The 13,865-nt window shown below is 64.7% G+C and carries 13 protein-coding genes; 1 reads left to right on the plus strand and 12 read right to left on the minus strand.

All coding sequences use genetic code 11. From position 1 onward, the window contains the following. Positions 1 to 369 precede the first annotated feature (369 nt). The 5 genes from mgtA to ACYOEI_RS26905 all read right to left on the minus strand — a co-directional run bounded on the left by mgtA (position 370) and on the right by ACYOEI_RS26905 (position 6,267). Complete coding sequence (gene mgtA / locus ACYOEI_RS26885; protein WP_462852729.1) at positions 370 to 2,949, minus strand: magnesium-translocating P-type ATPase; 2,580 nt, start codon at positions 2,947 to 2,949, stop codon at positions 370 to 372. A 263-nt stretch (positions 2,950 to 3,212) separates the two neighbouring features. Further along, positions 3,213 to 3,626, minus strand: coding sequence for a DUF2934 domain-containing protein (locus tag ACYOEI_RS26890; protein WP_462852730.1), 414 nt, complete (start codon positions 3,624 to 3,626; stop codon positions 3,213 to 3,215). A 345-nt stretch (positions 3,627 to 3,971) separates the two neighbouring features. Further along, a complete protein-coding gene (locus tag ACYOEI_RS26895; protein ID WP_462852731.1) occupies positions 3,972 to 4,925 on the minus strand; it encodes a universal stress protein in 954 nt (317 codons plus the stop codon). A 183-nt stretch (positions 4,926 to 5,108) separates the two neighbouring features. Continuing rightward, positions 5,109 to 5,777 (minus strand): BON domain-containing protein, encoded by a 669-nt coding sequence (locus ACYOEI_RS26900; protein ID WP_462852732.1) that lies wholly within the window; start codon positions 5,775 to 5,777, stop codon positions 5,109 to 5,111. Between the two features lie 109 nt (positions 5,778 to 5,886). Further along, a complete protein-coding gene (locus ACYOEI_RS26905; protein WP_462852733.1) occupies positions 5,887 to 6,267 on the minus strand; it encodes an Hsp20/alpha crystallin family protein in 381 nt (126 codons plus the stop codon). Positions 6,268 to 6,288: 21 nt separating this feature from the next. Between ACYOEI_RS26905 and ACYOEI_RS26910 the strand changes: the two genes are divergently transcribed. Next, on the plus strand, positions 6,289 to 6,438 hold the full coding sequence (locus ACYOEI_RS26910) for a hypothetical protein (RefSeq protein ID WP_462852734.1): 150 nt from the start codon (positions 6,289 to 6,291) through the stop codon (positions 6,436 to 6,438). A 133-nt stretch (positions 6,439 to 6,571) separates the two neighbouring features. On the opposite strand, the gene ACYOEI_RS26915 is transcribed toward ACYOEI_RS26910, so the two are convergent. The 7 genes from ACYOEI_RS26915 to ACYOEI_RS26945 form a co-directional block, all read right to left on the minus strand. Next, positions 6,572 to 7,405 carry a universal stress protein gene (locus ACYOEI_RS26915; protein WP_462852735.1) on the minus strand — a complete coding sequence of 278 codons (834 nt, stop codon included), beginning with the start codon at positions 7,403 to 7,405 and terminating at the stop codon, positions 6,572 to 6,574. Beyond that, on the minus strand, positions 7,399 to 7,812 hold the full coding sequence (locus tag ACYOEI_RS26920; protein WP_462852736.1) for a hypothetical protein: 414 nt from the start codon (positions 7,810 to 7,812) through the stop codon (positions 7,399 to 7,401). The genes ACYOEI_RS26915 and ACYOEI_RS26920 overlap by 7 nt, the downstream gene beginning before the upstream one ends. Positions 7,813 to 7,880: 68 nt before the next feature. Further along, positions 7,881 to 8,129, minus strand: coding sequence for a dodecin family protein (locus tag ACYOEI_RS26925; RefSeq protein WP_462852737.1), 249 nt, complete (start codon positions 8,127 to 8,129; stop codon positions 7,881 to 7,883). 82 nt (positions 8,130 to 8,211) lie between these two features. After that, complete coding sequence (locus tag ACYOEI_RS26930; RefSeq protein WP_462852738.1) at positions 8,212 to 8,715, minus strand: universal stress protein; 504 nt, start codon at positions 8,713 to 8,715, stop codon at positions 8,212 to 8,214. Positions 8,716 to 9,229: 514 nt separating this feature from the next. Beyond that, positions 9,230 to 9,676 carry a hypothetical protein gene (locus ACYOEI_RS26935; RefSeq protein WP_462852739.1) on the minus strand — a complete coding sequence of 149 codons (447 nt, stop codon included), beginning with the start codon at positions 9,674 to 9,676 and terminating at the stop codon, positions 9,230 to 9,232. Positions 9,677 to 10,204: 528 nt separating this feature from the next. Beyond that, the gene (locus tag ACYOEI_RS26940; protein ID WP_462852740.1) at positions 10,205 to 12,865 is read right to left on the minus strand and encodes an AMP-binding protein; all 2,661 of its coding nucleotides are present in this window, start codon (positions 12,863 to 12,865) and stop codon (positions 10,205 to 10,207) included. Positions 12,866 to 13,064: 199 nt separating this feature from the next. Then, the gene (locus ACYOEI_RS26945; RefSeq protein ID WP_462852741.1) at positions 13,065 to 13,718 is read right to left on the minus strand and encodes a BON domain-containing protein; all 654 of its coding nucleotides are present in this window, start codon (positions 13,716 to 13,718) and stop codon (positions 13,065 to 13,067) included. Positions 13,719 to 13,865: the final 147 nt, after the last annotated feature.

Consider the following 13,865-nt stretch of genomic DNA (forward strand, 5'->3'; position numbering starts at 1 on the left):
TCGCTAGTATCCACTCTTGTCGGGATCACCGTCCGAGACCCCGTCGAGGTGACACAGCGTGGGCACCGAAACCCCGGCCTCCCGTGCCACCTCCAGGACCGTTGCGCCTACAGGCGCCCGGACAGTCCCCCCTCGACGGTGAGTGTCTTCATTGCCATGTCGAAATTCCTCCCCCGAGGATCGCGGTGACACAGAAACGCGCGATGACTCGAGGAGGTGAAGATCTCGCTGGTTCACGACGGTTTCTCGGTGCGTCGCGACGTCCGGGCACGCGCAATCGGCGCGACGATCGGCGCGGCCGGGACGATGGACTCCATTATGGCGAGGTGTAGGACTATCCCCAACCTCGTCGAAGCTGCGGTCGTCATGTCATGCCGGGCCTTGTGTCGATTGAGCACGTCTCAAGCGTCTCCCCCTCCTGTAGAAGGCCATCTTGGCGAGTTCCGCCGAGGCGATGTAGAGGGCGACGATCACAACCATGGTGATCAGGAACCAGGGCTTGAGCGGCTGGAATCCCAGCGCTCTGCCTGCCGGGGTGTAGGGGAGCGCCAAGGTCACGGGGCCGACCAGGGCCGTGCTCGCGAGCAGGGCCCGACCGGGCCGGCTGGCGATGCACGGCCTCCTCGTGCGGATCACGAGCACGATGATCGAGGCCGAGATCACCGACTCAACGAACCACCCCGTCCGGAATTCTGCGGGGGAGGCGTGGAGCACGAGGAGGAGCACGCCAAAGGTCGCGAAGTCGAAGACCGAGCTCAAGACCCCGAAGACGACCATGAAATCGCGGATATCGCGGACGTCCCAGCGACGCGGCCTCTCGGTCAACTCGGGGTCGACGCCGTCGGTGGCGATGGCCATCTCGGGCAGATCGGTCAAGAAGTTCATGAACAGGATTTGCTTGGGGAGCAAGGGCAGGAACGAGATGAGGGGCGAGAGTCCCGCCATGCTCAGCATGTTGCCGAAGTTCGCGCTCGTGGCCATGTACACGTACTTGAGCGTATTCGCGAAGGCCACTCTCCCCTCGCGGACGCCGTCGAGCAGGACCCCGAGGTCTTTCTCCAGGAGCACGATGTCGGCGGCCTCCTTGGCGACGTCCACGGCCGAGTCGACCGAGATGCCGACCTCGGCGGCGTGCAAGGCCGAGGCGTCATTGATCCCGTCGCCCAAGTACCCCACCACGTGACCGGCTTTCTTGAGGGCGAGGAGGATCCGTTCCTTCTGGTTGGGCTCGACCTCGGCGAAGATCTCGACCTCGTCGGCCTGCCGCGCGAGCGCCTCGTCGCTCATCCTCGCGATCTCCGGCCCGGTGAGGACGACGGGCCCGGACAGGCCCACCAGGCGTCCCACCGTCGCGGCGACGAGCCGGTTGTCCCCCGTGAGGACCTTCAAGGCGATCCCGAGCCGCCCGAGCTCACGGATGGTCGCGTCGACCCCGTGTTTCGGAGGGTCGTGGAGCACGAGGAATCCGAGGAAGGTCATGCCCGATTCATCGGCCTTCGTCGGAGGCGATGCGCCGTCGAGGTCTCGGCGCGCGACTCCCAACACGCGGTATCCTTCCGCTCCGAGCCGTGCATATTGGGACTCGATCCCGGCCCGTACCGTCGCGAGGTCGATGGGCTCGCCCCCGGGCCCTTTGGCTCTCACGCAGGCATCGAGGACATTCGTGAGCGCCCCCTTGGTCACCAGGGACCGCCGGCCGTCCCGTTCGACCGCGACGCTCAAGCGCTTTCGGACGAAGTCATAGGGTGCTTCGCCGACCTTCTGATAAGCGGAGAGGTCGAAGGGCCGGTGGGCGCGGATGGCCTCGTCGATCGGGTTCGAGAACCCGGACTCGAACGAGGCGTTGAGGAAGGCGTGGAAGAGGACATCTTCGCTGGGGTGGCCGGTAACGTCCAGGGCTTCTTGCAACCGAACCGTCCCTTCGGTCAGCGTGCCGGTCTTGTCGGAGCAGAGGACGTCCATGCTCCCGAAGTTCTCGATCGAGGCGAGCCGCTTGACGATGACCTTCCGCCCCGCCATGTTCCTGGCGCCGTGCGCGAGGTTGACGCCGACGATCGCCGGCAGTAGCTGGGGGGTCAGCCCGACGGCGAGTGCCGTGGAGAAGAGGAGGGCGTCCACGGCCGGACGCCCCAGGGCGACGTTCACGGCGAAGATCAGGAGGACCAGGACGAGTGTGACCTCCATGAGGAGGTAGCCGAGCCGGCGGACACCCCGCTCGAATTCGGCCTCCGGCCGCACCCGGCCCACTCGACCCGAGATGCGCCCGAGCTCAGTCTCGGCCCCGGTCCTCACGGCCAAGGCCGTGGCCGTGCCGCTTACCACGTGGGTTCCCTGGAACACGCAGTTGCTCCGCCCCGCGAGGGGCGTCTCCTCGGGCAGCCGGCCCGGAGCTTTCTCCACCGGATAGGTCTCCCCGGTGAGCGTGGCTTCGTCGAGGTGGAGGTCGGTCGACTCGACGAGGAGGCCGTCGGCCGGGATGAGGTCCCCGGCATTGAGCAAGACGATGTCGCCCGGCACCACCGTTTCGGAGGGGACTTCCGCCACAGAGCCGTCCCGGAGGACGGCGGCCGTGACCCGGACGCGGGCCAGCAGTGCCTCGACCGCGTCGGCCGCACCTCGCTCTTGCCAGAAGCCCACGAAGCCGCTCCCGAGCACGATCGCCAGGATGATCGATGCGTCCGTACGTTGTCCCGCGACGGCCGACAGGCCGGCCGCGGCGACCAGGATGAGGACGATCGGGCTCTTGAACTGGGAGAGGAGGAGGGCCAGACGGTTGAAATGCAACGAAGGCGCGAGGACGCGAAGGTCCAGGCGTCTCCTCGCCTCACCGCTCGACAGGCCGCGTGGCCCAGATCCGAGCCGCCGGAGCTCATCCTCGAGCTCAACGCTCCAGAACGCCGCGGATTCAGGGGCACGAGTGTTCATACGGTCGGCTGCGGGCTCGGACATGAGCGCTCTCCACGCCAAGATCCATCGTAGGGGCCCTTCGCCCAGAGGCCTTCCCGGCCAATCATATACTCTTGCCCGGCACGCGACCCCGATGTTGTTCGCTGGTCATTCTCCTTTCTGATCCACGCCCTGGTGGCATCGTCGGCCCGAACCTCGAGGTCCCCGATGTCCTCGGCGCCGGTCGATGGCCCCTGATCCACCTAAGGAAGAGGACTTGCTGCGGCCCTCTGTCATAGCCCTCACCATTCGAGGGAGATGCGGCTTCAGGGACCCTGCCGACCGGCCTGCTGGTTGCCGCGACCGATGTCGACCATCCGCTCGCGGTTCGTGGCCAACGATTCGCTCGCCCGTCGGCACTCGGCCGCCTCGCGGACCTGCTCGGCGACCTGGGCGTGCGTCGAAGGGGGCTTCCGGCCCCGCTCCTCCCCGAGCCTACACTCAGCCTCGAGCCAGTCTTCGCGATGGGTCCCCTCGGGCCGCCCCCGGTCGAGCCAGAGGCCATAGGCGACCGAGGCGATCTCCCCGTGTGAGGTGACGTCATCCTGCTCGACATCGGGGACGACTCGTGGCTCGTCGTCGGGTGCGGCCCGAACCCTGTCCACATGACCTGGCCCCTCGGCCCGGCCTTCGGCGAGAAGCTGGGGCAACTGCCGTGCTTCACTTCGGTGCCGACTCACACTCGCCTCCGCGTCAGGGTACCTTGCGATGGTGGTAATCTCTCCGCTTTTCCGATCTCTCCTTGGACTCGCCCGACAGGCGGCCGGATGGTCCGCCGTTTCGCTCTCAGCCCTCGGTTTCTGGTAGGCGTGACGGTTGTCCGCCCGGTCCGAGATCCATCCTGTTCCGCGAGCCAGGCGTTCGTGGTGTGCGGGGTGCATCCCAGCGGTGCGAATGCGATCATGCTCGTCGTCGGAACGTCCTGGCATTTTTTTATGGAAAGCGAACGAGTTGCGGTCGGGGCCTGGCCGTTTATCCTTGTCGCGCCCCATGGCTTTCAATACATAGACCCCCGAGTGGTTGTGCTAGACGGTCACCCGGCCCACGCCGGCCGCTTCGGGCAACGGAGACGCCTCGGGCTGCGTCGATTTCACGATCAGGACCGGTCGGCCGGCCTTCCTCAGGACGGATTCGGCCACGCTGCCCATCAGCAGTCGGCTCAGGCCGCTCGCCCCGTGCGTACCCATGACGATCAGGCTGCAATCCGCCTCGTCGGCCACTTGAACGATCTCGGTTGCGACTTCGCCTTCGGATAGCCTCGTCTCGACGGGATGCTTGAGGTCCGGCCCATCGATCTGATCGGCGAGCGAAGCGAGCGCGGCGCGGGAAGGGCCGCGGTCCGGGAAGAGCGGGATCTCAACGAAGTCTTCGATCGAGATGACGTGCAGGAGGATGAGTCGCGCCCCGCGTGCCTGTGCGAGCGCTCGTGCGGCCTGGAGGGCCGTACGGGAGCGATCCGAGAAGTCGGTCGGGTGCAGGATCACTTCGTCCCGGGGAGTCGTCAGGTGTGTATCCGGCTTGCGGAGGGCGAGTACCGGGCAACGGGCACGCCGCAGGACTGCCTCGGCGACGCTGCCGGTGAGGAGGCGTCGCAGCCCCGTCCGGCCGTGTGTGCCCATGACGACGAGGTCGCAGGCGGTCTCCTCGCAGGAGAGGAGGATTTGCTCGACGGCGTCCCCCTCCTTCGTGCAGTAGGCCACGTCCAGGGCAAGATCGGGGGCATAGTGCTCTCGCAGGCGCTCCTTCAGATGCTCGTGCTCAGATAGGCTCCTCGCGACGCGAGTGTAGTGGATGGTCTGATCACTGAGGTAGACCGGAGTATCCGCCTCGTATTTCGGCTCCATGACAGACAGGACCATGACCAGGGTCGTGTCTTCGGAGCCGAGTGAACATGCGACCCGAAAGGCCTCCCGTGAGGCCTCCGAGAGGTCCGCGGCGACTAAGATGGTTCGGAAGAGGGGCATCGAATACAACCTCATGTCGTGTTAGGCCGCCGGTAGGACGGCAACTACTAAGCCAGTAAGCAGGAGTGACTTGACGTCGTTGGGCCAGCAGAGGCTCGACTTCCGGCGTCCGGCCTAGGCGACTCATCAAGTCATTCTTGCCCGAATCGGACGCCCGATGGAGGCACGGGCCGAGGGCGCGAGGAGTCAGGCACAGTCCTAATAGGACGTGAGGTAAGGAACGACCATGAGCAGGTTATCAACCGCGGAGACGCCGGGTGCCGCCCAGGCCGTGCGCTCGGCCTCCTGCCGCTCCGCCCAGGATCGCACGTTGCCTTTCAGGGTGACCTTGCCATCGATCGCTTCCACTTGGAGCCTCTGCGAATCCATCTTGGCACAGCGCCGGAAGGCTAACTCGATCTGCGACTTGACGTCGGACGCCGACACCTTCGGCTTGATGCTGATCCGATTGAACACGCCGTGGACGCCAAGGAGGGGATACACGGCCTCCTCGGCCGCCTCCTTCTGATAGTGGCGGTCGACCTCGCCTTCGAGGGTGACCCAGCCGTCGCTCACCGCGACCTCGAGCCGCTCCGCGGGCACCGTGGTCTTCCAGCGCAGGGCCTGGATCACTCCCTGAGCGATGTCCGTGTCGGTCCGTTCGCCGCCACTGCGAAGACGGACCTTGATGTCGTTGGCGACGGCCTTGACCCCTTGGATTCGCTTCGCCGCACGCTCGGCCGTCACCTTCTCGTTATAGGTGGACACGGAGCCCGTAAGGGTCACGACACCATCCCGAGCCGCAACGCCGATCTCGGGTGCCTTGACGCTCGGCTCCCATTCGAGTTCGTCCAAGACGTCGTGCTGCAGTTCATGGTCGCTCTTCATCTCAAAAACTCCCCCTCGTGGCGGTTGACCTGATGAAGGGATCCATGGCCGCGCGGCCCAGACGGGCGAGGATCGCCATTCATGAACATTTCGAGCGATCGTTTTTTGTCTAGCGAACTTGCAGGCGGTGGATATGATGTGCAGTATGGCGCGGAGTCGGGATCGAGACCTCGAGCACGCCGTGGCGAAACTCCGCCGTGGCGGCCTCTGCGTCGATGCCGCCGGGCAGCGGGATGGTCCGGCGGAAGCGGCCGTGAGGGCACTCGATATAGCAGCGGCCCTTGCTAGCCTCCTTCGTTTCCACGTTCCGCTCCCCCGCGATGGTGAGGGTATCGTCGGCGATCTCGACCTCGATATCTTCCCTGCACAGGCCGGGCAGGTCGACGCGGATGACGAGGGCGTGTCCGCCCTCCAGGATGTCGACTCGAGGGGACCAGTCGGCCGAGATGAGGCCGGCCTCGCGTCTCAATAGCTCGCGGCCACGGCTCACGAGCGGGGGAGTCGAAAGGCCGTGAGCACGTTCGAAGTCCTCGATGAGATGGTCCATGCCCTCCACGAATCGCCGGATGGAGGCCAAGGGGCTCGCGTGCGTCGCCCCTGGAGCGGGAAGCGGCGACGTGCCAAAGCCGACCGCGGCCTGGCGCTCTCGCTCCGACCCTGACTGACCGTCCTCACTCCCTCCATGCCGTGTTATGTGGGTTTCCTTTACCTCCGACATGCTCACTTCCTCCGACGATTAGATGGTGCAACTCGTCCGAAAAAGTCGCCGGTATTATCCGGCAACCACAGTCTGCTCAGGGACAGCAGAAAACCGGGACCGGGCTCTTCCTTAGCACAGCTTGGGTCACCGATCCGAGGAAGAACTCCCTCAAGGCCGATTGGCCGAAGGCCCCCATGACCAGCAGCCCGGCCTCGAACTCGCGTGACTTCTCGAGGATCACCTCGGCCGTAGGAACGGTCGTCCCCACGGGGTGCACGGTGGCGTCGATGTCGTGGAGGCTGAGGAACCCGGCCGCCCGCCGGGCTTGTCGCGCCGCGTCCCTTTGCCCTTCGGCGACGCTCACGAGATGGACCTTTCGCGAAAGGCCCAGCCCCGACGCTTCGAAGGCATAGAGGGCGCGCGCCGCCGGGAGGCTGCCGTCGTAGGCGACCACCACCGCCTCTCCCCCGTCGAGTTCCCTGGGCACCGCGACCACAGGGCGGGGGCTGTCCTGGATGACCTTCTCGAGCGTCGCGTCGTGGTCATGCCCGAAGTCGAAGTGGGTCGTCCGACCGAGAAGGATGAGGTCGTAGACCTGTGCTTCGTCGAGTATCCGCACGTAGGGGGTGCCGACGTCATCCAGGGTGTTGCAGACCACGCCCGCATCGCGGCACCGTCTGCCGAAGTGCTCCAGTATCTCCTCGATTCGGTGACGTTCATCGGAGATCAATCGAGGCGCGGGGTCCGTCGCGTGCCAATGGTGCCCCCCCGCGAAGAGCACGTCTTTCGAACTGAGGATGCCAGGCTTATCGACGACGGCGACTCCGACCGCCAAAGCGTCGAATCGTCTCGCCCAGCGAAGGCCTAGCTCCAATGCCGAGCGGCTGTCATCCGACCCATCCATACAGATCAATAGGCTCTTCAGCATGGTGATGCCACGCCTCCTGCCGACTCGACGTCTCGGATGGGCGTCGAGGTGCCCGGGTCCTCGCGAGGCTCGGATCGGATCGGCCCGGATGACGGCGACCCAGCGGAGGCGGATACCCGGACATCGCACCGACAGGCCTCCACCGACTCCTCCTCTTCCTCGGCCAATGCCTCGAGGAACGAGGTGACATCGGCGATGGCGCGGTCGAGAAGCTCGCGGTGCCATGCGTTCTGGGCCCCCTCCCGATAGAGGGACAATCGGCGTGCGAGGTGGGTGGCCCCGTCGAGGGCCGAGCCGCACTCGGCCCGGATTTCCGGGAAGTTTCGGTGATGGATCTGCTTGGTGGAGACGGCACACTGGTGACAAAGCCCATCCTCCACGACCACAAGACCGTCATCGTCCAACATGGCAGGTTCCTCCGGGTTGAAAGTTCAGCACGGCCCGCGATACGTCGCCGGCCAGGTCATCCCAACGTCTACCGATCGATGGCCGCCGGCTCCACGACGAATGCCACCTTGGCCGTCACGTGGTACTCGACGATATTGCCGTCTTGGACGACGGCCGTGCTTCGGATCAGATCTAGCCCCGTAATGTGACGGATCGACTGCGAGGCACGCTCGACGAGGAGTCGGGCGGCGTCCTCCCAGCTTCTGGGCGAGACGCCGACCATCTCCTCAACCTTGACTACCGACGGGGCTTGGGCGTGCTCTGCCTGCTTCGTCATTGGTGTGTTCCTGGTAGAAAAGGGGCGACTTCTGTGCCTGGCAACCACCACAACCCGGGGCTCTGCACCACAGCACGACACGTCATGCCGTCGCGGCCTCGTGGGTCGTCATGCCGCGGTCGGCGGACGGTCCCGTCGGCGGCGACTTGACGGTCAGGACCGGGCAATTGGCGTGGCGTAGGACGGCCTCCGCGACGCTGCCCAGCAGCAACCGACCAAGGCCGCTCCGGCCGTGCGTCCCCATGACGATGAGGTCGCAAGGCACCTCTCCGGCCAGACGGACGATCTCCGCCGCAGCGTCCCCATAGATCAGCCGCGTCTCCGCTCGGGGGGAGGGCTCGGTTTCGAATCGTTCGCGTAATTGCTTCTTCAAAGCCTCGTGGTGACTCTCACTGTCCTGAGAACAGTCCAAGGCGAGGCCCATGTCGGTATATACGGCCTGAGGCAGATTGAGCACCTGTTCCACGACATGCAGGACGATGAGGTGTGCGCCGGACTCGCGGGCGATCAGGCGGGCGACGCCGTAGGCATAATCGGCCTGGTCCGAGAAATCCGTCGGGTGGAGGATGGCTCGCACCGGGAGCATCGTGCTATCTCCATAAAACGTTCGAGTATCTCGAAGGCGACCAAACGCAAAGGCCCCGCCCGTACGATGGTTCGCACGGCGGGGCCACCTTAGCCGGGTCCCGACCGCCCCTCGCGAGCGGCCGATGACGTGATGAATCTAGATCGCAGCCGACGTGTGGAAAGTTCACCGGATTCCCGGTCAATTTCCAGGTTTCCAAAATCCTCGCCTAAATCCGGCCGCCAATTGGGTGCGGAGCCGACGCCGGAATCTCATCCCCGGTTTCGCGTAAGAATCCGGGGGTTATCCTCATCTCCGGAAGGTATCACTTGCCTTGGAGGAGCGACCTGCTGAGCGTGACCCGCCCGATCACCCGGTTGGAGTCGCTCATGACCCCGACAAAGAGTGCAAGGAGCCACGAAACTCCCGAACACGGGTCGAAAACCATCGCCCTCCACGACGTCCCAAAACCTGTACCCGGCTCATTCATTCGGCTTGCCTCGCACGAGCGTGTGACAGCTCACACCGTCGATCGTCAATCGAGTGTAGGCGTCGGCTTGTCTCGCACGAGCTTGTGACAACTTACACAGCTGATCGTCAGTTGAGTGTAGGCGATCGTCGCACCATCGAGATTCTTCTCCTGGGCGGCTCTAACGATCGCCTCATTGGCGTTTTCGAATGCGTGAAGCTGGGCTTTGTATCCGGGCATGTCGGCACGGAAATAGCCCTCCAGATAGGCCATCACCTTCATACTGCGGGCGTTCTTCTCGATCTGCTTGTAATCAGCCCTGGTCATCCCCTCAAGGATTTTCTGGGAGGCGTCCAGCTTGTGCTTCATCCAGATACTGGACTTGTCCTGCGGGACGTCCGCCACTTGGTCCTCGCGTGCGTCGCGGCCTTGCGCCCTCGCACCGAGTCCGCGAGTGAAGACGATCGGGAGCGCCAACGCTGCGACCAAGAGGACCGATGTACCGTTTTTCATTTACATTCTCCTGCCTTCGTCGTGCAATGAGATCTGACCGTCCCGACATCCGGGAGGTCTCGAGGCGAACACTCCTCTTCACTGATGAGCCCGAATCGTTCGGCAGCATCCTGTGTGGATTTCCTCCGATCCACTCCGTCCGGTGCCGAGTTTGTTTCGTGCCGGCGGCCGATGTGCCCGCAGCCATCGTTTCGCCAATCCTTCGCAGGTTTCCGCGAGCCCGAACCCCAACTGTTGTCGGTCCCGTCTCGCCAAATTGTCATTCGGAGGTAGGCTCGGGAGTGTAGGCCGATCTTAAGCATCAGTGAACATCTGTATTATAAATAAGTCCCTGATGCCTTCGGACTTCCTCTCACCCCCCCTCGAATCAGTGGGCCGGCCGAGTTCTTCGAAAGAGTGAAAACACGATGTACATTTTGAGCCGAATCGTGGTCCGGGGTAACGGCTCTAGAACGGTGATGTTTTCAAATTGTTTTACAAATAAATTTTCCCAATTTTCTTTATTTATCATCCATGGTTTTGGTTGATTTATTCCGGAGGGCTCGACACTATAGCTCGATTTTGTGAAGGGATCATGGCACGCAGCCGACGGTAGTCGATCTTGCCGGTCCCGAGCACAGGGATCTCGCCTAGGGGACGTACTCCGTCCAGCCGCATCACGCCGCGGAAGCCCGCTTCGATCAGCCGGGTGTTGGCCTCTTTGAGGGTCATGGGCTCGGTGGTGAACAAGACAATGTTCCGTCCGCCTTCGGTCTCCACCCCCTCGACCGCCACGCGCGGGCCCTTCTCGTCCGCCGGATATCGGAGTGTGAACGGCTCCTCCAGGGCCGGTAGTGAGATCATCTCGCCGCCCGCCTTCAGGAACCGCTTCAGCCGCCCGCGGAAGTGGATGAATCCGTCCGGGTCGATCTCCGCCAGGTCGCCGGTGACATACCAGCGCTTCCCTTGCCGTTCCACGAAAGGCGAGACCTCCTCTCCGAGATAGCCGGGGAACACGGTCGGGCCGCCGACCAGCAACATGCCCATATTTCCTGTCGGCACCCGCTCGCCCGTCTCCAGGTCGACCACGCAGACTTCGACGCCCGCCATGGGTTGGCCCACCGTACCTGGGCGGTTGGCATCGGGTCGATTTACCGCGACTACCGGCGAGCACTCCGTGATGCCATACCCTTCCAGCAGGTGGGCCATCGGCACAACCCGTCGGCCCTTCTCGAACAGTGAGGGCGGGCATATCTCCGCACCGACGAGGACGATCCTCAAGGAATCCAACTCTCCGGGGCCGGCTCGGTCGAAGAGGTGTTCGATGAATGAAGCGGTCCCGATGACGAAGGTCGGTCGGTAGGAGGATGCCTTGTGGGCCAGGGCCGTGGAATCCGTCGGGTCTGGATGGTGGACGACCCGGATGCCCCCGAGCAGGGGAAGTAGCCCCGTCACCGTGAAGCCGAAACTGTGGAACACCGGCAGGAACCCGAGCAGGGAATCATTCCGCGTGGGCCGGAGCGCGGCCAGGGCACCTCGGTGGTCGGCGATGATGTTGCGGTGCGTCAGCGGGACAGCCTTCGGCGCCTTCTCCGACCCGGACGTGAAGAGGATCGCCGCGGCGGCGTCGGGTTGAGGCCGCGGGATCTGCTTGCGGACGCGACCGGGCATCAAGCGCACTGCCAGCAGTGTGCTGGCCTTTTCGAACAGGCCTACCTCCTTCTGCAAATCCTCGACGTCAAGGAACTGGACCCCCTCGATCGTAAGCCCCATTCGGTCTCGCATGCGCCACGAGGTAATCACATGAGTAACACCGGTCAGCCGGACGGCATGCTGGATGTATGCTGGCCCCGTGGTCCAGTTGAGCGGGATCGGCAGCTTTCCGGCCAGGTACAAACCGAGCAACATCGTGTCGCAGGCCACCGACGCGGGCAGCAACAGGCCGACGTTCGCCGTCGGCAGCCGCTCGAAGCGACGGGCCATCACGATCGCGCCCACGAGCAGCCGTTCGTAAGAAACCACACCGGACAAGTCGTCAGCCGCGGCGACACCGCGAGGGTTGGCAAGGGCGCGCGCGACGAAGGCCTCGGGGATCGTCTCTCCCAGGATCCGGGCCGGCACGTCGTCGGATGGGGGCTGGAACCATTCCGCCGGCGCCGGCTTTGGTGGCGCCTTTCCCGCCATCCCCTGGGCCAAGGACAGGAGTCCCCCGATCGTGGTGGGTGCCGGGTCGGCGGAGAAGCCGAAGCGCTGTTCGACCGCCAACGCCAGATCCATCCTCTGCAGGCTGTCCAGGCCGAGGTCATCGAGATGAGTCCCGGCGTGAAGTTCGTCCTCGGTCGGCGCCCGGCCCAGCTTGTCGGCGATCATCTCCGCGACGGCCTCGCGGGTGTCCGGATGAACTTGATCGAGGGCGACCTCGCGTTCGGCCGGCGCGGGCTCCGTCGGGAACGCATGCCTCCGTGGTCCGAAGAGGAAATGGTATGGAGCAAAGCTCGGCCGCTCCGGGCCCTCGGGGTTGTACCGGGCCTCAAACCAGCGGTTGACTGCGTCACGCTCCAACTCCGGCAATTCGCCGCGATCGATGGGCTCGACACCGATATCGACGCGGCGGCGTGGCATCAGGACAAGCAGGTTCGCCGCCAGCCAGAGAAGTCCGATCCGGAAGCATTGCCCGAGGCGAGGTGAATGTCCGGTTCGGGCGTAGCTGAACATGCTACCCCAGACACCGCGGGTTCGAACCAGGACGACGGTCGCGTCGGGGACGGCGCGTAGTATGTCCGTCAGCAATCGCGCGGCACCCAACCGCTCCAACCCCTCTCGCTCCAGTCGTCCAGACGGCCAAAGCACGAAGTTCTCCCCGCGGCGAAGCCCCTCGATCACTTCCGCCGTCGCTCGTTCGGCACGCCGAAGCGCCTCCTGGCTGGGCCGGTCGAGGTCGGGGACGGGTACGCCGCGCGTCAGCTTCACCAGGGGGTGGAGGACCGGGTTGCGGAAGTTCTCCTCGTAGAGCACCGGCCTCGGTCGAAAGGCCCCATAAAAATACGTAAGAATAAGAACCGGGTCGACATAGCCCGGATGGTTCGGCAGGAGCAGCACCGGCCCTTTCAGGCCGCGGACCCGCTCCCAGCCATGGACGTGGACCCGGTACCGGAGTGGGACGACCAGACGGGCTAACAACCAAAGGGCACAGCGAATCACGCTGAGCATACGAATACTCCCTCGGGGGCCTGACCCGGCCCTGGCCGTCGTCCTCTTTCGAAGGCGGCCTCGGGCGCCCGGAGAAGCCCTTGAGTCCACTTGCGGGCCGGTGCATTCGGGACGATACGACCTCCCCGGATTCGTGGGGAGAACCGGGACGGACCCGCAACGCTGGGCGGGTCGGTCCCCGAAATCCCCTGATGTCTGATCAGGGCGTGACCGTGATCAGGTCCTCGACCTGGGTCACCCCCGGCGCCGACCAGGCCGTCCTCGCCGCCTCCTGCCGCTCGGCCCATGACCGGACGTCGCCCTTCAGGGTCACCTTGCCGTCGTGCGCCTCCACGCGGACCTTCTTCGCGTCGAGCTCGGCGCTTCGCAGGAAGGCCGCCTCGATCCGAGACTTGACGTCCGAAGCCGACGCCCTCGGCTTGATGGTGATCTCGTTGAGGACGCCCCGCACGCCGAGCAGGGGCCGTACGGCGGTCTCGGCGGCCTCCTTTTGGTAATGCCAGTCCACCTCGCCCTCGAGTGTGACCCAGCCCTTCGTCACCGCGACCTTCAGCCGGTCGCCCGGGACGTAGGACTTCCACTGCAGGGCATCGAGGACCGTCTGGGCGATGTCCGTGTCGGTGCGTTCGCCCGCGCCGAGGGGCCGGACCTCGAGGTCGTTGGCGACCGCCTTGACGCCATGGACTCGCTTGGCCACGCGCTCGGCCGTCACCTTCTCATTGTAGGTCAGCACGAAGCCGGTGAGGGTCGCGACGCCCTCGCGGGCGGTGACTCCGATCTCCGCGGCGTCGACGCTCGGTTCCCACTGGAGCTCGTCGAGGACATCGCTCTGCAGCGTCTTGTCGTCTTTCATCTCGTCCCTCCTGCCTTCAAGAGGTTGGAACTATTTGGAATTTAGAAACGTAGGGTCCGCCAAACCGCCCATTTTGGCTAAATGCCCGGGACGGAGCGGGTATTTCGTACCCAACATCCTATAAAACGCGGATTGACGGCCTGGCTC

The sequence above is a fragment of the Singulisphaera rosea genome, from assembly GCF_054877945.1.

Bases quoted from the DNA above. Each gene is read 5' to 3' on its own strand.
- mgtA (WP_462852729.1), bottom strand. From the start codon at position 2,949: ATGTCCGAGCCCGCAGCCGACCGTATGAACACTCGTGCCCCTGAATCC.
- ACYOEI_RS26895 (WP_462852731.1), bottom strand. From the start codon at position 4,925: ATGAGGTTGTATTCGATGCCCCTCTTCCGAACCATCTTAGTCGCCGCG.
- ACYOEI_RS26900 (WP_462852732.1), bottom strand. From the start codon at position 5,777: ATGAAGAGCGACCATGAACTGCAGCACGACGTCTTGGACGAACTCGAA.
- ACYOEI_RS26915 (WP_462852735.1), bottom strand. From the start codon at position 7,405: ATGCTGAAGAGCCTATTGATCTGTATGGATGGGTCGGATGACAGCCGC.
- ACYOEI_RS26920 (WP_462852736.1), bottom strand. From the start codon at position 7,812: ATGTTGGACGATGACGGTCTTGTGGTCGTGGAGGATGGGCTTTGTCAC.
- ACYOEI_RS26925 (WP_462852737.1), bottom strand. From the start codon at position 8,129: ATGACGAAGCAGGCAGAGCACGCCCAAGCCCCGTCGGTAGTCAAGGTT.
- ACYOEI_RS26930 (WP_462852738.1), bottom strand. From the start codon at position 8,715: ATGCTCCCGGTGCGAGCCATCCTCCACCCGACGGATTTCTCGGACCAG.
- ACYOEI_RS26935 (WP_462852739.1), bottom strand. From the start codon at position 9,676: ATGAAAAACGGTACATCGGTCCTCTTGGTCGCAGCGTTGGCGCTCCCG.
- ACYOEI_RS26940 (WP_462852740.1), bottom strand. From the start codon at position 12,865: ATGCTCAGCGTGATTCGCTGTGCCCTTTGGTTGTTAGCCCGTCTGGTC.
- ACYOEI_RS26945 (WP_462852741.1), bottom strand. From the start codon at position 13,718: ATGAAAGACGACAAGACGCTGCAGAGCGATGTCCTCGACGAGCTCCAG.